The sequence below is a fragment of the Variovorax sp. VNK109 genome, from assembly GCF_049445855.1.
Taxonomy (GTDB): Bacteria; Pseudomonadota; Gammaproteobacteria; order Burkholderiales; family Burkholderiaceae_C; genus JAGOCV01.
This window is the reverse complement of record NZ_JBMSDV010000001.1, coordinates 514,850-529,764: the sequence shown is the minus strand read 5'-3', so window position 1 is coordinate 529,764 and position 14,915 is coordinate 514,850. Positions and strand designations below refer to the sequence as shown.

The 14,915-nt window shown below is 66.9% G+C and carries 17 protein-coding genes; 9 read left to right on the top strand and 8 right to left on the bottom strand.

Translation table 11 applies throughout. From position 1 onward, the window contains the following. Positions 1 to 3: 3 nt before the first annotated feature. The 3 genes from ACO2Q9_RS02495 to ACO2Q9_RS02485 form a co-directional block, all read right to left on the bottom strand. A complete protein-coding gene (locus ACO2Q9_RS02495) occupies positions 4 to 1,158 on the bottom strand; it encodes an efflux RND transporter periplasmic adaptor subunit (RefSeq protein WP_423309902.1) in 1,155 nt (384 codons plus the stop codon). Between the two features lie 8 nt (positions 1,159 to 1,166). Next, positions 1,167 to 1,841, bottom strand: coding sequence for a TetR/AcrR family transcriptional regulator (locus ACO2Q9_RS02490; RefSeq protein WP_423307968.1), 675 nt, complete (start codon positions 1,839 to 1,841; stop codon positions 1,167 to 1,169). Between the two features lie 75 nt (positions 1,842 to 1,916). After that, positions 1,917 to 2,681 carry a YdcF family protein gene (locus ACO2Q9_RS02485; RefSeq protein ID WP_423307966.1) on the bottom strand — a complete coding sequence of 255 codons (765 nt, stop codon included), beginning with the start codon at positions 2,679 to 2,681 and terminating at the stop codon, positions 1,917 to 1,919. Between the two features lie 52 nt (positions 2,682 to 2,733). On the opposite strand from ACO2Q9_RS02485, the gene msrA reads away from it, so the two are divergent. From msrA to ACO2Q9_RS02465, 4 genes are all read left to right on the top strand, one after another. Beyond that, positions 2,734 to 3,291 carry a peptide-methionine (S)-S-oxide reductase MsrA gene (gene msrA / locus ACO2Q9_RS02480; RefSeq protein WP_423307963.1) on the top strand — a complete coding sequence of 186 codons (558 nt, stop codon included), beginning with the start codon at positions 2,734 to 2,736 and terminating at the stop codon, positions 3,289 to 3,291. A 42-nt stretch (positions 3,292 to 3,333) separates the two neighbouring features. After that, entirely contained in the window at positions 3,334 to 3,735 is a 402-nt protein-coding gene (locus ACO2Q9_RS02475; RefSeq protein WP_423307961.1) for a hypothetical protein, read from the top strand. A gap of 78 nt (positions 3,736 to 3,813) precedes the next feature. Then, positions 3,814 to 5,910, top strand: a complete 2,097-nt coding sequence (locus tag ACO2Q9_RS02470; protein WP_423307959.1) for a TonB-dependent receptor — start codon at positions 3,814 to 3,816, stop codon at positions 5,908 to 5,910. A 98-nt stretch (positions 5,911 to 6,008) separates the two neighbouring features. Beyond that, positions 6,009 to 6,953 carry an AEC family transporter gene (locus tag ACO2Q9_RS02465; protein ID WP_423307957.1) on the top strand — a complete coding sequence of 315 codons (945 nt, stop codon included), beginning with the start codon at positions 6,009 to 6,011 and terminating at the stop codon, positions 6,951 to 6,953. A gap of 25 nt (positions 6,954 to 6,978) precedes the next feature. On the opposite strand, the gene pdxH is transcribed toward ACO2Q9_RS02465, so the two are convergent. After that, a complete protein-coding gene (gene pdxH, locus ACO2Q9_RS02460; protein ID WP_423307955.1) occupies positions 6,979 to 7,629 on the bottom strand; it encodes a pyridoxamine 5'-phosphate oxidase in 651 nt (216 codons plus the stop codon). An 11-nt stretch (positions 7,630 to 7,640) separates the two neighbouring features. On the opposite strand from pdxH, the gene ACO2Q9_RS02455 reads away from it, so the two are divergent. Beyond that, positions 7,641 to 8,243: a nucleotidyltransferase family protein gene (locus ACO2Q9_RS02455; protein WP_423307953.1), complete on the top strand. Its 603-nt coding sequence runs from the start codon at positions 7,641 to 7,643 to the stop codon at positions 8,241 to 8,243. A gap of 17 nt (positions 8,244 to 8,260) precedes the next feature. Here ACO2Q9_RS02455 and ACO2Q9_RS02450 read toward each other — a convergent pair whose 3' ends face one another. Further along, entirely contained in the window at positions 8,261 to 8,872 is a 612-nt protein-coding gene (locus ACO2Q9_RS02450) for a gamma-glutamylcyclotransferase (RefSeq protein WP_423307951.1), read from the bottom strand. Between the two features lie 147 nt (positions 8,873 to 9,019). Between ACO2Q9_RS02450 and edd the strand changes: the two genes are divergently transcribed. Together edd and ACO2Q9_RS02440 are read left to right on the top strand one after the other, a co-directional pair. Beyond that, positions 9,020 to 10,852, top strand: coding sequence for a phosphogluconate dehydratase (gene edd / locus ACO2Q9_RS02445; protein WP_423307949.1), 1,833 nt, complete (start codon positions 9,020 to 9,022; stop codon positions 10,850 to 10,852). Further along, a complete protein-coding gene (locus tag ACO2Q9_RS02440; protein WP_423307947.1) occupies positions 10,843 to 11,484 on the top strand; it encodes a bifunctional 4-hydroxy-2-oxoglutarate aldolase/2-dehydro-3-deoxy-phosphogluconate aldolase in 642 nt (213 codons plus the stop codon). The genes edd and ACO2Q9_RS02440 overlap by 10 nt, the downstream gene beginning before the upstream one ends. A 9-nt stretch (positions 11,485 to 11,493) precedes the next feature. Here the strand turns inward: ACO2Q9_RS02440 and gloA are convergent, their stop codons facing one another. Then, positions 11,494 to 11,904 (bottom strand): lactoylglutathione lyase, encoded by a 411-nt coding sequence (gene gloA / locus ACO2Q9_RS02435; protein WP_423307945.1) that lies wholly within the window; start codon positions 11,902 to 11,904, stop codon positions 11,494 to 11,496. 44 nt (positions 11,905 to 11,948) lie between these two features. Then, positions 11,949 to 12,446: a PaaI family thioesterase gene (locus ACO2Q9_RS02430; RefSeq protein WP_423309900.1), complete on the bottom strand. Its 498-nt coding sequence runs from the start codon at positions 12,444 to 12,446 to the stop codon at positions 11,949 to 11,951. A gap of 119 nt (positions 12,447 to 12,565) precedes the next feature. On the opposite strand from ACO2Q9_RS02430, the gene ACO2Q9_RS02425 reads away from it, so the two are divergent. Further along, the gene (locus ACO2Q9_RS02425) at positions 12,566 to 13,033 is read left to right on the top strand and encodes a MarR family winged helix-turn-helix transcriptional regulator (RefSeq protein WP_423307943.1); all 468 of its coding nucleotides are present in this window, start codon (positions 12,566 to 12,568) and stop codon (positions 13,031 to 13,033) included. Beyond that, complete coding sequence (locus ACO2Q9_RS02420; protein WP_423307941.1) at positions 13,026 to 14,243, top strand: MFS transporter; 1,218 nt, start codon at positions 13,026 to 13,028, stop codon at positions 14,241 to 14,243. Before ACO2Q9_RS02425 ends, ACO2Q9_RS02420 begins: the two co-directional genes overlap by 8 nt. A 27-nt stretch (positions 14,244 to 14,270) precedes the next feature. On the opposite strand, the gene ACO2Q9_RS02415 is transcribed toward ACO2Q9_RS02420, so the two are convergent. Then, positions 14,271 to 14,912, bottom strand: coding sequence for a 2-dehydro-3-deoxy-6-phosphogalactonate aldolase (locus tag ACO2Q9_RS02415; protein WP_423309898.1), 642 nt, complete (start codon positions 14,910 to 14,912; stop codon positions 14,271 to 14,273). Positions 14,913 to 14,915: the final 3 nt, after the last annotated feature.

Sequence of the window (14,915 nt, the reverse complement as noted above, 5' to 3'; positions counted from 1 at the left end):
GTGTCAGGGTCTGGCGGCGACGGCCGGTGCCGCCGGGGCTGCACCCGGTGCGGTGAACTTCACCGCCGTGCCTTCACGCAGCGTACCCACGCCGCCGGCCAGCACTTCGGTGTTTTCCTGCAGGCCGGTCACCGCGACCATGGCCTCACCGCCCGCTGCGCCGCGCGCGCCCAGCGCCACGGGCTTGTGCACCACGCGACCGTTCTCGACGACCTGGACGTAGGGTTGCGGCTTGTCGTTGCGCACCGACGCGACGGGCACCGCCAGCACGGCCTGCTTGCCCGTGTCGAGCGCACCCTGCGCGAAAAGTCCCTGGCGCAGGCCCGCAGTGCTGTCCAGCCCCAGGTACACCAGCACGCTGCGGCTGCCCGCCTGCGCCACCGGGTTGATGCGCACCACGCGCGCCGTCACCGGGTCGGCCAGGCCTTCGATGCGCAGCGTCGCTGTCTGACCCGGGCGCACGCTCACCGAGTCGGCGCTGGGCAGGGCGGCTTCGAGTTCCAGGCGTGAGAGGTCGACGACCTCCAGGACGCGCACGTCGACGCCCACGCGCTCGCCGGGCTGCGCCAGCCGTTGCGATACCTGACCGGCGATGGGGCTGCGCAGCACCGTGTCGTCCATGGACTTGCGAGCCACGTCCGCAGCGGCCAGTGCCGCCTTGTGGCTGGAGAGCGCGGCATTCAGGTTGGCCTGCGAGGTGTCGAGCGCCGTGCGCGAGATGAAGCCCTGGTCGACCAGGGCCTTGTTGTTGTCGAGCTGGCGCTGGGCGATGTCCACTTGTGCCTTGGCGGCATCGGCCTGCTCCTGCGCCTGGCGCACGCGCGACCGGTATTCGGTGACGTCGATGCGCGCCACGATCTGGCCGGCCTTGACGAAGTCGCCTTCGCGCACCGTCAGGCCCTGGAGTTCACCCGGCACGCGGGCCTTGATGACCGCGCTGTTCACTGCCTTGAGCGCGCCCGAGACGGGCAGGGCATTGGCAAGTTCGCGCGTCTGCGCACGAACCACGTCGGTGGCGGCCAGCTCGACCACGGCTTCCGCCTTCGGCACGGCTGCGGCCTGCTGCGCTGCCTTGCGCGCCGAGATGGCCCGCATGCCCGCGAGCACGAGCGCAACCAGCACCAGCAGCGCAATGCCCCAGACGATGCCACGCTTCAGCGATGACTTCATGTCTTCTCCTCCCGCACGCAGATGCCGCCCAGCAGGTTCTCCACCTGCACGTTCAGGTAGGTTTCGGGGTCGAGCTCGAAGTCGGCCGAGACGCATGCCCCCAGCGAGTGTTTCGTCATCACCAGGAACATGAGCGGCGCCAGCACGCTGTACACGGCGTAGTTCACATTCATCGGCCTGAACTCGCCGCTGTCGATGCCGCGCTGCAGGATGCGCCGGATCAGTTCATGCCCGGGGTTGATGACCTCGCTGCGGTAGAACTCCGCGATCTCCGGAAAATTGCGCGCCTCGCTGATCATCAGCTTGGTGATGCCCGACGCCTTGGTGTTGCCTACGCGCTCCCACCAGATGCGAAAGCAATAGCGGATCATGTCCGCCGTGCTGCCCTGGAAGTTCTCGAACTCCGAGTTCCATTCGGTGAAGCGACCCGAGATGTTCTCGCGCACCACGGCCTTGAACAGTTCTTCCTTGCTCGGAAAATAGAGGAACAACGTGCCCTTGGACACGCCGGCACGTACCGCCACTTCTTCCGAGCGGGTGGCCGCAAAGCCCTTCTCGACGAACAGGTCGAGCGCGGCATCCAGCAGTTCGCCGGGCCGGGCGTCCTTGCGCCGCTCGTTGCGCGTGCGGACGCCGGACACCTTGGTTTCGATGAATCGTGAGATGGACATGAGTTAATGACTGACTGGTTAGTAATGTATCAGTCAGGGCTCATGACCGTCAAGACGGTCGTCCGGCAGGCCGGGTCAGCGCATCAACTGCATTGCGAGCCATTCCCGCAGCACGGTGCGGCTGTCATGCAGGCCACCGATGCCGGGCAGCCATGACAGCAGGTCGCCCTTCTCGGCGAGGATGTAGTCGGTCGAGGCTGGCACCACCGTGAAGCCGGCATGCTCGAAATGGGCCAGGCTGCGCGGCATGTGCCAGGCCTGCGTGACCAGCACGATGCGGGTGACGCCCTCTTTCTGCAGATGCGCACGCATCTGCTGTGCGTTCTCTGCCGTGTCGCGCGAACTGCCGTCGAGCCATCGCGCGGCGACGCCCCATTCGCGCAGCGTGGCCTGCGCCACTTCGGCTTCGCTCACGGTCTGCGCGCTCGACGCGCCCCAGCCGAAGCCGCCGGCGAACGCAACCGGCAGGCCGGTCGCACGCGCGAGGCGGGCGCCGTAGCGCAGGCGGATCAAGGTGGGAGCACTGGGTTGCGCCGTGCCGTACTCGGGGGCGCGAGGCTCCACGCCCCCACCAAGAATGACGATGGCCTGCGCCTTCGACTGCTGGATCTGCTGCACCGTTGCCGGTGGCACGGTCGGCAGCAACGTGCGCGCCATCAGCGCCGCAAAGCCCTGGCAACTCAGCAGCCACAGGCTCGCGGTCGCGATGATGGCTGCAGACCAGGCCAGCGAACGCCAGCGGAGCATGGCCATCAGAGCGCCGAATGCCAGCAGGAGGATGGGTCCGGCCGGTGGCAGCACCAGAGTGGTCAGGATGGGTTTGAGTTCGCCGGGGAGCATGGACGCGTCGTCGCAGATACAGTCAGTGTATCCAGCACAAGGAGACGCATTCATGACCAACACCCCCGACCGCGCGCAGCTTGAGACCATCACGCTGGGCGGCGGCTGCTTCTGGTGCACCGAAGCCGTATTCGACCGCGTGCGTGGCGTGGTGGACGTGGAGTCCGGCTACAGCAACGGCGACGGCCCGCAACCGACCTACGAACAGGTCTGCACCGGCCGCACCGGCCACAACGAAGTGGTCAAGCTGCAGTTCGACCCCAAGCAGATCAGCCTGCGCGAGATCCTCGAGATCTTTTTCGTCGTGCATGACCCGACCTCGCTCAACAGGCAGGGCAATGATGTGGGCACGCAATACCGCAGCGGCATCTACTTCAGCACGCCGGCGCAGAAGCAGGTGGCCGACGACATCATCCGCGAGATGAGCCAGGACAAGACCTTCGGCGCACCCATCGTCACCGAGGTGCTGCCCGTGTCCAACTACTGGCCGGCCGAGGACTACCACCAGGACTATTTCGTCAACCACCCCAACCAGGGTTACTGCGCGTTCGTCGTCGGGCCGAAGGTGGACAAGTTCCGCAAGACCTTCTCTTCGCGCGTGAAGGACTGAAGCCCGCAGATGCGCCATCTGCGATACTTGCGTCCCTCCCTCATGCAAGTTGCAGCGCAAGTGCACGTCCCCGCACGTTCCCCGATCCGCCAGGTCGCCCGTCTCACGGGTGTCTGGTGGCTGGCGCTCGCCCTTGTGGTGGCGCCCTGGCTCGGGCAGGTACACGGCGCGTTGCACGCAAAACATGCCCCCCGGGCCGTCCAGGCCGTAGCCGGCCAGCACAGCCATCCGGCACACGGCCTCGAGGCACTTTTCGGCGACCACGGCCAGACCAGCGAATGCCGCCTCTATGACCAGCTGGGGCATGGCGATCTGCTGCCCTGTGTTCCTGCCGTTGCGTTGCCGGTCGTGCCGCCAGCGTTCGTTCTCGCATTCCTCCAGGGCGAAGCCGTCGCCCGGTTCGCCGCGCTGTTCGAGGCGCGCGGACCCCCCGTCCTCCGCTGAATCCTCCTTTCGTGACGGACTGCGCGCGCGTGAGCCTGCGCGGCCCGTCGTGCTTTCCCGATTCAACGGATACCGTCAATGAACATCGTCTTTCGTCGTCGCGCTGCGAGCGCGGCTGTCCTTTCCCTGCTCGGCTCGCTGGCCTGGGCGCAAACCACCACGCCGGCAGTGCCTTCCGCTGCCGCGACCGCCACGCTCAAGGAAGTGACGGTCACCGGCAATCCATTGGGTTCCGACGAACTCATTTCGCCAGCTTCCACCCTGTCGGGCGACGCGTTGTTGCTGCGCTCCGGCACCACGCTCGGTGAAACGCTCAGCGGTATGCCCGGCGTCGCCAGCACCTACTTCGGGCCGAACGCCAGCCGCCCGATCATCCGGGGCCAGGATGGCGACCGCATCCGCGTGCTGAACAACAGCGGCGCGTCGGTCGATGCATCGTCGCTCAGCTTCGACCATGCCGTGCCCCTCGATCCACTCGCCATCGAGCGCATCGAAGTGCTTCGCGGTCCGGGTGCGTTGCTGTACGGTGGCAGCGCCGTCGGTGGCGTGGTCAACGTGATCGACAACCGCATTCCGCGCGAGCCCATCGAGGGCGTACACGGCCGCGCCGACCTGGGCTTCGCCACGGGCAACCGCGAGCGCGGCGGTGCCGCACTGGTGGAGGGCGGCTTCGGCCGCATGGCCTGGCACGTGGACGTGATGGACCGCCGAACATCCGACGTTTCGGTGCCCGTGCTGCTGCCGTGCACCAAGCCCGGCTCGCCAGCCGAAGACAAGCGCATCTGCAATTCCGCGAGCGACATGCAGGGCGGCGCCGTGGGCAGCACGCTTTTCTTCGACCGCGGCTACCTTGGCGCATCGCTCGGCACCTACCGCAGCAACTACGGTACCGTGGCCGAGGACGAGGTCACCATCGGCATGCGCCAGGACCGCTTTGCGCTGGAAGGCGAGTGGCGCGGCTTCGGCGGCTGGCTGCAGAGCATCAAGGGCCAGTTCAGCCATACCGACTACACGCACACCGAATTCGAAGGCGCGGTAACCGGTACCGTGTTCGACAACCGCGGCAATGACCTGCGCATCGAGGCCCGGCACGCGCGCTGGGGAAGCCTGGATGGCGTGATCGGCCTGCAGATCGAGGCGTCGCGTTTCTCTGCCGACGGCGAAGAAGCGTTCGCGCCCTTCAGCAGCACGAAGACGCGTGCGTTGTTCCTGCACGAGGAACTCGGCATGCCCTGGGGCAAGTTCAGCTTCGGCGCGCGCACCGAGCGCGTGCAGGTGGAATCCTTCGGCAACCCGGATCCGGCGGTCACGCGCTTCACGCCGGGCAGCCGCAGCTTCAACCCGTTCAGCTACGCGGGTGGCGTGCTGTTCAATGTCGCGCCGCAATGGCAACTGACGGCGAACGTCGCGCATACCGAGCGCGCACCGAAGGACTACGAGCTGTATGCGAATGGCCCGCACATCGCCACTGCCGCGTGGGAGACCGGCGACGCCACGCTCGGCAAGGAGAAGTCCAACAGCCTCGACTTCGGTGCAAGCTGGAAGAACGGCGCGAACCGCTTCGCCGTGAACGCTTACGCAAGCCGCTTCGCCAACTACATCGGCCTCGGCAATTCCGGCAATGCCTATGGTGCGGACGGCGAGTTCAACCCGGTGGACGCCGACGGCGACGGCATCGCCGACGGCAGCGGTGAGGAAATCTTCGCGGAGCAGGCTTACCGCGGCGTGCGTGCGCGCTTCACGGGGCTGGAGGCCAGCGGAAACATCCGCCTGCTCGACGCGGGGTCCAAGGTCGATCTGGAACTGCGCGGCGATATCGTGCGTGCAGTGAACAGCGACACCGGCGCGCCGTTGCCGCGCATCGCCCCCGTGCGGGTGGGTGCCACCGTGGCGTGGAGCGAAGGTCCGTGGACGGCTCGTCTCGGTTTCGACCGGTCTGCTGCGCAGAACCGCGTCGCGCCGGGCGACCAGCCGACCGAAGCGTTCACGCTCTGGAATGCAGCCGCCTCCTACCGCCAGAAAGCGGGGGCGTCCAGCATCCTCTGGTACGCGCGGCTGGACAACATCACCAATCAGCTGGCCTACAGCGCGACCTCCATCCTGACCACGACCGCGTTCCCCAAGGCACCACTGCCGGGCCGCACGTTGAAGGTAGGCATGCGCGTGGACTTCTGACGCCGGGCGAGACAGCCAGCGATCTGCAAGGCGCTGCCTTGTAAACTGGGGCCCCTGCCTGCACACGGCAGGGGCCTCTTTTTCTTTCCCCACTCCTCGTGAACCATCCCGTCTTCCAGGCGCTTGTCCCTGTCATCCTGCTCATCGCCGTGGGATATCTCTCTGGAAAGCGCGGCTGGATCGGCGGCGCTGCCGTCCGTGACCTCTCCAACCTCGTGTTCCTCGTGCTCGCGCCGGCGCTGCTGTTCCGCGCGATGAGTTCGGTCGATCTGGAGCATCTGGAATTCAAGCCCATCGCCATCTATTTCGCGGCGGCGATCCTGCTGTTCTTCGGCGTGCTGGCCACGCAGGGCTGGAACCGCAAGGGCACCGTGCTCGCGCTCGCTGCCATCTTCAGCAACACCATCATGATGGGCATCCCGCTCATCACGCTGGCCTACGGCGAAGCAGGTGGCGTGCTGCTGCTCACGCTCATTTCGCTGCATGCGGTGGTGCTGCTCACGCTGGCCACCGTGGTGCTGGAGCTGCTTGTGCTGCGCGAAAAGGTCGAGGGTGCACCGACGCGTCATCCGGTTCACACCGTGCTGCTGGCCTTGCGCAACGCGGTGATCCACCCTGTGCCGCTGCCCATCATCGTGGGCTTGCTCTATGCGCAGACGGGCATCGGCATCGCGCCCATCGTGGACAAGCCGCTGCAACTGCTGGGTGCCGCATTCGGCCCGATGGCGCTGCTGCTCGTCGGCGTGACGCTCTCGCACAACCCGGTGGGGCCGCACCTCAAGCCGGCGCTGGCACTGTCGTTCGCCAAGAATTTCATCCTGCCGGTGTTGATGGGCGGCCTCGGTTGGCTGCTGGGGTTGCGCGGCATGCAGCTGGCCGTGATGACGGTCACCGCAGCCCTGCCCATGGGCGCCAACGTGTTCCTGTTCTCGCAGCGCTACAAGGTGGCGGAAGAGCAGGTGACGGCGGCGGTGGCCGTGTCATCGGTGGTGGGCATTGTCTCGCTCACGCTGACGATGGCCGTGGTGTCCTGGATCGGCTGAGCGCCAACGGACGCATCCAGCGCATTCACGGTGCGAGCCGCTCGCGGATCCAACCACCCGAACCGTTTTCGCGGTAGCGCAGGCGATCGTGCAGGCGGCTCTTGCGGCCCTGCCAGAACTGCCATTCATCGGCCTTGAGGCGGTAGCCGCCCCAGTGCGGCGGACGCGGCGGGTTCAGCATGAACTGCGCGCCGTACTTCGCGGCGTTGGCCACCAGCACACTGCGTCCGCTGATCACCTCGCTCTGCGGGCTGGCCCAGGCGCCGATGCGCGAGTCCAGCGGACGGCTGTGGAAATATGCATCGCTTTCTTCCGCGCTGACCTTCTCGACCGTGCCTTCGATGCGGACCGTGCGCTCGAGCTCGACCCAGTGGAACTGCAGCGCGGCGAAGGGGTTGCCCGCGAGTTCGCGGCCCTTGCGGCTGTCATAGTTCGTGAACCACACGATGCCGCGTTCGTCGAAGCCCTTGATCAGCACGATGCGCGTGCTGGGGCGCAGGTTGCTGCCCACCGTGGCCAGCGTCATGGCGTTCGGCTCGGGCACCTGCGCAGCGATGGCCTCGTCCAGCCACTGGCCGAACTGGCGAAGCGGGTCGGCCAGCGAGGCCTCTTCGCTGAGTTCGGCGCGCTCGTAGCTTTTGCGCAGGCTGGCGATTTCTTCGGACGTCTTTGACATACTGCCAGTATATGAATAGCCCCGAATCCGATCTTGCGCCGGGACAAGCATCAACCGCCCCTCATGACCTGCCTGTCGTGATCGTGCTGGCTTCTGGCCGGGGCGAGCGCTTCATGGCATCCGGCGCGAAAGTGCACAAGTTGCAGGCCTTGCTGGCCGGCACGCCTGTGCTGCAACTCACGCTGGAGGCCGTGCGTTCCAGCGGCCTGCCATGGCATCTGGAAGACGCAGGGCATCCGGGCATGGGCGAGAGCATTGCTGCGGCCGTCCGGGCGACTCGCGATGCACCCGGCTGGCTGGTGCTGCCCGCCGACTTGCCGCTGGTGAATGCAGAATCGTTGCGGCGCGTGGCGGATGCGCTGGCCGGAAGCGGCGGCGTGGTCGTGCCGTTCTTCGAGGGAACCCGCGGGCATCCTGTCGGCTTCGCGGCGTCCTGCGGCGACGCACTGGCTGCGTTGACCGGCGACCGAGGTGCTCAGCAGATTCTCCGTGCTCATGAAGCAGCAGGACTGGTGACACGCATGGACCTCACCGACGAAGGCATCGTCACCGACATCGACACCCTGGAAGACCTGGCGCGCGCAGAGGCGCTGCTGGTGCGCAGGCGTCGCTGATTGCCGCCACGGGACTTTCAGGGCTGGCCGGGGCCTGGGTCTGGCGCGTCCGACAGCTGCAGCAGCCGCTCCAGCGCGCGGTCGCGGATGTTGTGGCGGTGCAGTTCATCCAGCGTGAGCTTCGCGTATTCCAGCGTGGTGCCGTAGCGGCCGGTGGCCTGCGAAAAGATCTGCCGGTAGTGGGTGTCCTCGAGTACACCGGTGTAGTTGGGGCTGCTGCGCGAAAGCGTGAAGGTCAGCGCGCGCACATCGCCTTGCGGCGTGATGCAGCGCAGCCAGCGCGGGTCGTACACGCCGGTGGGCATCTCGCGATCCCACAGGCGGTGCAACACGGCTTCGCCTTCCTGGCGCGGGATGCGGAACACGACGCCCTGACAGCTGCCGCCCTGAATGAGCCCGAAGACGAGGCCCGGACATTCGGGCGTGCCCCGGTTCACACGGCTCCACATCTTGAGCGCCCGGTGCCAGCCATGCACGCGGCCACTGCGACGCTCTGCATAGTCGAAGTCAGGCCGCCAGATCAGTGATGCGTAACCGAAGACCCACAGGTCCTCGGCGCGACCCCACGCATGCAGCGTCTGCTCCAGCAGCGGAGCCGGGTCGCGCACGGGCTTGAGGGGCAAGGTCATGGAAGAAGGATGTGGATACGGGATGTTAACGCCGCAGGCCCCGGGATGCGCGCTGTAACCCGCCCGTAACCGCGACGCCGTCCACGGGATATCTTCGGGGAGTAGCATGCATGCAACCCACCTACCCACGATGCACTCACGATGCCGATGAAACTCCACCCCACCATCGCGGCCGTCACCTCCCGCATCCAGCAGAAAAGCGGGCCCACGCGAAGTGCGTACCTGCAGCAGATCGTGCGCATGTCCGATCGCGCTCCCGGTGCCGAGCGCCTGGGTTGTGCCAATGTCGCGCACGCTTTCGCGGGCATGCCGGTGACTGACAAATCCCATGCGATGCGCATCCCGCTGGTGCCGCAGCGCTCGCCCAACATCGGCATCGTCAACGCCTACAACGACATGCTGTCGGCCCACACGCCGCTGGGCAGCTACCCCGAACTCATCAAGGCCGAGGCCCGGTTGCACGGCGCGACGGCGCAGGTGGCCGGAGGCGTGCCGGCCATGTGCGACGGCGTGACACAGGGCACGCCCGGCATGGAGCTCAGCCTGTTCTCGCGCGACGTGATCGCCATGGCGACGGCGGTCTCGCTCTCGCACGACGTGTTCGACGCGGCGCTGATGCTCGGCGTGTGCGACAAGATCGTGCCCGGCCTGCTGATCGGCGCACTGCATTTCGGCCATCTGCCCACCGTGTTCGTACCCGCCGGGCCCATGCCCAGCGGCCTGTCCAACAGCGAGAAGGCCAAGGTGCGTGAACAGGCTGCACAAGGGCTCGTCGGGCGCGAAGCGCTGCTCGATGCGGAGTCGAAGGCCTACCACGCGCCGGGCACCTGCACCTTCTACGGCACGGCCAACAGCAACCAGATGCTGCTGGAAGCGATGGGCCTGCATGTCCCCGGCACGGCCTTCGTGCAGCCGGGAAGTGGCTTGCGCGATGCGCTCACGCGCGAGGCGGCGCGCACTGTGCTGGGTGTCGGCAATCCGCAAGGCTGCCCGCCCATCGGCAAGGTGGTGGACGAACGCGCCATCGTCAACGCGATGGTGGCGCTGCTGGCCACGGGCGGTTCGACCAACCACCTGATCCACTGGATCGCCGTCGCGCGCTCGGCAGGCATCGTGATCGACTGGGACGACTTCGCGCAACTCTCCGACGCCGTGCCGCTGCTGTCGCACGTGTATCCCAATGGCAAGGCCGACGTGAACCAGTTCCAGGCGGCCGGCGGTACCGGGTTCATCATCCGGGAGCTGCTGGACGCCGGCTTCATGCATGAGGACGTGCTGGCGGTGCGCGCGGGAGGCATCCGCGAATTCACGCGCGAACCGGCCATGGACGGCGACAGGCTCGTGTGGCACGACAGCGGCGCGTCGAAGGACGACACCATCGTGCGCCCCGCGTCGGCGCCGTTCACTGCGACGGGCGGCCTCAAGCTGCTGGCCGGCAATCTCGGGCGCAGCGTGATCAAGGTGTCGTCGATCCCGGATGATCGTCACATCGTCGAAGCACCTGCCCGCGTGTTCGACTCGCAGGAGGCCTTGCAGAAAGCTTTCCACGCGGGCGAGCTGGACCGCGACGTGATCTGCGTCGTGCGCTGGCAGGGTCCTCAGGCCAACGGCATGCCCGAGCTGCATAAGCTCACGCCGCCGCTCGCCGTGTTGCAGAACAAGGGCTACAAGGTGGCCCTCGTGACCGATGGCCGCATGAGCGGCGCGTCGGGCAAGGTGCCGGCCGCCATCCACGTGTCGCCCGAGGCACTGGCGGGCGGGCCGCTCGCACGGGTGCAGGACGGTGACGTGATCCGCCTCGATGCCGACGCCGGTTTGCTTGAAGTCGCGGTGGACGCGGCAGAATGGCAGGCGCGGCCCGTCGCGCAGATGCCCGACTCGCTCAGGATCTCCGGTGGCATGGGACTGGGCCGCGAACTGTTTGCCGGCATGCGACGCAATGCCATCACCGCCGAAGAAGGAGCCTGCACATGGCTGTGAGCCCACTCACCGCAATCGAAGTGATGCGCGACGCGCCGGTCATCCCGGTCATCGTGCTGTCCGACCCGGCGCACGCCGTGCCCCTGGCGCGTGCGCTGGTGGCAGGTGGCATCCGCATGCTGGAGGTGACGCTGCGCACACCGGTGGCGCTGGCATGCATTGAAGCGATCGCGAAGGAAGTGCCTGAAGCCGTGGTCGGCGCAGGCACGGTGCGCAGCGCGTCGGATGCGCAGGCATCCGCGCTCGCCGGAGCGCGGTTCGCCGTCAGCCCTGGTTACACGCACAACGTCGGCAAGGCCTGTCGCGACCTCGGCCTGCCACTGCTGCCCGGCGTGGCCACCGGCAGCGAGATCATGGCCGCGCAGGAAGACGGCTACACCGAACTCAAGTTCTTCCCGGCCATGCAGGCCGGCGGCATTCCCATGCTGACAGCCTGGCAGGGGCCGTTCGGTGACGTGAAGTTCTGCCCCACCGGCGGCGTGAGCGCGGCCAATGCGCAGGAATTCCTGTCGCTGTCCAACGTCGCCTGCGTCGGCGGATCGTGGATCACGCCCGCCAGCGCAATTGCCCAAGGCGACTGGGCCCGCATCACGGGGCTGGCGAAGGAAGCCGCCGCGCTCAGGCGCGGCTGAAGCGCCCTTTCAGCGAAGGCCCTTGCCGCTTTCGCCTTCGGCGCGCTGGATCAGTTCGATCTTGTAGCCGTCCGGGTCGGTCACGAAGGCGATGACCGTCGTGCCGCCCTTGACCGGGCCCGCTTCGCGCGTCACGTTGCCGCCGGCCGCCTTGATCTTCTCGCAGGCCGCGTACGCATCAGGCACGCCCAGTGCGATGTGGCCGTAGGCCGTGCCGAGTTCGTAGCTGTCGGTCCCCCAGTTGTAGGTGAGCTCGATCTCGGCGTGATCCGGATTGCTCCCGTAGCCCAGGAACGCGAGCGAGTACTTGTACTCGGTGTTCTCGGACGTGCGTAGCACCTTCATGCCGAGCACCTGGGTGTAGAAATCGATGGAGCGCTGCAGGTTGCCGACGCGCAGCATGGTGTGGAGGATTCGCATGCGGCCGATTATCCGGACGCGCGGTGCCGCATGCTGGCGCTCGGTTATTGGCCTGGCTGCTTCGCGCCGGGAATCTCGAAAACCAGACAGGTCGTCGTGGCGTGCGCGTACAGCGTGCCGTCCGGGCCGTAGAGCTTGGCCTCTGCGGTAGCGAGCTGGCGTCCGGCATGGAGCACGCGGCCCTCTGCGCGCACGCGCTGCACTTTCAGCGGGATGGCCTTGACCAGATTCACGCCGAGTTCGGCCGTGGTGTAGCCGCGGCCGACCGGCATCTTCGTGTGCACCGCACAGCCGAGGGCCGAGTCGAGCAGCGTGGCGTACCAGCCGCCGTGCACCGTGCCCATGGGGTTGAGGTGCGCCGGTCCGGGCGTGCCCTGGAAGATCGCGTGTCCGTCGCCCGCTTCGACGAGTGTGAAATCGAGCGTCTGGGCGATGGGCGGGTAGGGCAGTTCGCCGCGCAGCATGGCGTGCATCAGTTCCAGCCCGGTCTTGCCCGCGACCTGGTCTGGGCGGGACACGCCGGCTCCGGCACCGCCGTTCATCTGCTCGAGCACTTGTTTCTCCTGCGCGAGCCACTCTTCCAGCCTGCTTTCCTGTGCCACTGCATTCTTTCCTGGTTGTAGATACAATGATTGTAGATGCAATTATCAAGACGGATGTCATGAACGCGACTGTTCCCGTGAAGCCGCAGGGCTGCACCAATCTCAAGCTGCGCCAGCTCATGCGGCAGGTCACGCGCCATTTCGACGCGGAACTCGGAAAGTCGGGATTGCGCACGACGCAATATTCGCTGCTGTCGTGCGTGTTCAAGCGCGGGCCGATGCGGCCGGTGGATATCTCGCGGCTGCTGCGCATCGAGCCCTCCACCATGACGCGCAATCTCAAGGTCCTGGTCGAACGCGGCTGGCTCACCGTCGAGGCGGGGTCGGATGCGCGCAGCCGCCTTGTCAGTCTGACGGAAGAAGGGCGTGCCACGCGCATGGACGCCCAGCGACGCTGGCACGACGCCCAGATGGCCATCAACGACATCCTGGGCGCGGAGCGCGTGATCGCGCTGCATGCCCTGCTGGACGAGGCAAGCGAACTGCTTGCTGCCGAAGAAGACAACACCGGGGATTCCGATGACTGAAACCATTCGCCGTCACGCCGTGTGGCTCGTGCTGCTGGCGGCTGCAGGCACTTTCGCCCTGACCATGGGCACGCGACAGACGATGGGGTTGTTCCTCTCGCCGCTCAATACATCGACCGGACTCGGGCTCGGCAGCATCAGCCTGGCCTTTGCATTCGGCCAGCTGTGGTGGGGGCTGACACAACCGTTCGCCGGTGCCGTGGCCGACAAGATCGGCACGGGGCGGGTGATCTTCATCGGTGCGCTGCTGGTGGCACTGGGCACATTCATCACGCCTTACATGACGAGCACCGCCGGTCTCATCTTTGCGATCGGTGTGCTGTCGGCGGGTGGCGCAGGCATGGCGGGACCGTCGGTCCTGATGGCCGCGACGACGCGGCTCGTGCCGCCCGAAAAACGCGGCCTTGCCACCGGCATCGTGAATGCAGGGGGCTCGTTCGGACAATTCCTGATGGCACCGATTGCAGGCGCTCTCACCGTGGCCATGGGCTGGGCGAATTCCATGCAGGTGCTTGGACTGCTGGTGTTGCTCGTGCTGCCAGCGGTGTTCGTGCTCAAGGGCAATTCGCTGCAGACGGCACCCGCAGGCGCCAGGCCCGTGGGCACCCGCGAGGCGATCCGCACGGCGCTGCGCACGCCGAGCTACCTGTACCTGTCCGTGGGCTTCTTAGTCTGCGGGTTCCACGTCGCGTTTCTTGCCACGCACTTGCCGGGCGTCATCGCCTCGTGCGGGCTGCCGGTGCAGGTGGCGGGCTGGGCGCTGGCGCTCATCGGCCTGTTCAACATCGTCGGCAGCTTCGCCATGGGCTGGGCGGTGGGCCGCTGGCGCATGAAATCGCTGCTGTCGCTGGTGTATGCGGCGCGTGGCGTCGCTGTGCTGGTGTTCCTGTTCGCGCCGAAGACGGAAGCCGTCGTGCTGATCTTCGCCGCCGTGATGGGCGTCACTTTCCTGTCGACCGTGCCGCCGACCGCGGGGCTGGTCGCGAAGTTCTTCGGCCCGGCCAACATGGCGACGCTGTTCGGCATCGTGATGCTGGCGCACCAGATCGGCGGCTTCCTGGGCGCATGGATGGGCGGCAAGGTATTCGAAGCCACGGGCTCGTACGACTGGGTCTGGTACATCGACATCGTGCTGGCCGTGGGTGCGGCGCTGGTGCATCTGCCGATCAGGGAGCAGCTTCCTCGCCCCGCGCAGGCAGGTATCGCCTGAGGCTCGCGCGCCGTGTGTGCAGGTGACTCAGGTCGCCTGCATGCCGACGTAGGCCGATGCGAACACACGCGCATCGCGTGCCACTTCGGCGGCCGACTTGCCTGGCTTGTAGAGTGCCGAGCCGATGCCGAAGCCGCTTGCGCCCTGCGCAAGGTATTCAGCCATGTTCTTGGTGTTGATGCCGCCGACGGGCAGCAAGGGCACATCGACGGGAATGACGGCGCGTAAGGCTTTCACCACCCGCGGGGGCACCACTTCTGCCGGAAAGAGCTTGAGACCGTGCGCGCCGGCCCGCATGGCGGCGAAGGCCTCCGTGGGCGTCAGCACACCCGGCAGGCTGATCAACCCGAGCGCCCGCGCCTCGCGTACGACATCGACGTCGAAGTTCGGTGACACGACCAGTCGTCCGCCGGCGTCGCGCGTCTGCCGTACTTCTTCCACCGTGAGCACCGTGCCTGCGCCCACCAGCGAATTCGGGAAACGCCGGGCCAGCCGCTCGATGCTGGCCAGCGGCCGGGGCGAATTGAAGGGGACCTCGATCAGGTTGAAGCCCTGGCCGACGAGCGCGTCGCCGACGGCATCGGCTTCATCGGGCTCGATGCCGCGCAGGATCGCCACGAGCGGCAGATGCTGCATGAGTTTGCGGAAGGTCTGTTCGTTCGCGGGCATGTT

Coding starts and splice junctions, on each gene's coding strand:
- ACO2Q9_RS02450 (WP_423307951.1), bottom strand. CDS start 8,872: ATGACCTTGCCCCTCAAGCCCGTGCGCGACCCGGCTCCGCTGCTGGAG.
- ACO2Q9_RS02490 (WP_423307968.1), bottom strand. CDS start 1,841: ATGTCCATCTCACGATTCATCGAAACCAAGGTGTCCGGCGTCCGCACG.
- pdxH (WP_423307955.1), bottom strand. CDS start 7,629: ATGTCAAAGACGTCCGAAGAAATCGCCAGCCTGCGCAAAAGCTACGAG.
- gloA (WP_423307945.1), bottom strand. CDS start 11,904: ATGCGAATCCTCCACACCATGCTGCGCGTCGGCAACCTGCAGCGCTCC.
- msrA (WP_423307963.1), top strand. CDS start 2,734: ATGACCAACACCCCCGACCGCGCGCAGCTTGAGACCATCACGCTGGGC.
- ACO2Q9_RS02425 (WP_423307943.1), top strand. CDS start 12,566: ATGAACGCGACTGTTCCCGTGAAGCCGCAGGGCTGCACCAATCTCAAG.
- ACO2Q9_RS02455 (WP_423307953.1), top strand. CDS start 7,641: ATGAATAGCCCCGAATCCGATCTTGCGCCGGGACAAGCATCAACCGCC.
- ACO2Q9_RS02475 (WP_423307961.1), top strand. CDS start 3,334: ATGCAAGTTGCAGCGCAAGTGCACGTCCCCGCACGTTCCCCGATCCGC.
- ACO2Q9_RS02415 (WP_423309898.1), bottom strand. CDS start 14,912: ATGCCCGCGAACGAACAGACCTTCCGCAAACTCATGCAGCATCTGCCG.
- ACO2Q9_RS02485 (WP_423307966.1), bottom strand. CDS start 2,681: ATGCTCCCCGGCGAACTCAAACCCATCCTGACCACTCTGGTGCTGCCA.
- ACO2Q9_RS02470 (WP_423307959.1), top strand. CDS start 3,814: ATGAACATCGTCTTTCGTCGTCGCGCTGCGAGCGCGGCTGTCCTTTCC.
- ACO2Q9_RS02420 (WP_423307941.1), top strand. CDS start 13,026: ATGACTGAAACCATTCGCCGTCACGCCGTGTGGCTCGTGCTGCTGGCG.
- ACO2Q9_RS02440 (WP_423307947.1), top strand. CDS start 10,843: ATGGCTGTGAGCCCACTCACCGCAATCGAAGTGATGCGCGACGCGCCG.
- edd (WP_423307949.1), top strand. CDS start 9,020: ATGAAACTCCACCCCACCATCGCGGCCGTCACCTCCCGCATCCAGCAG.
- ACO2Q9_RS02430 (WP_423309900.1), bottom strand. CDS start 12,446: ATGAACGGCGGTGCCGGAGCCGGCGTGTCCCGCCCAGACCAGGTCGCG.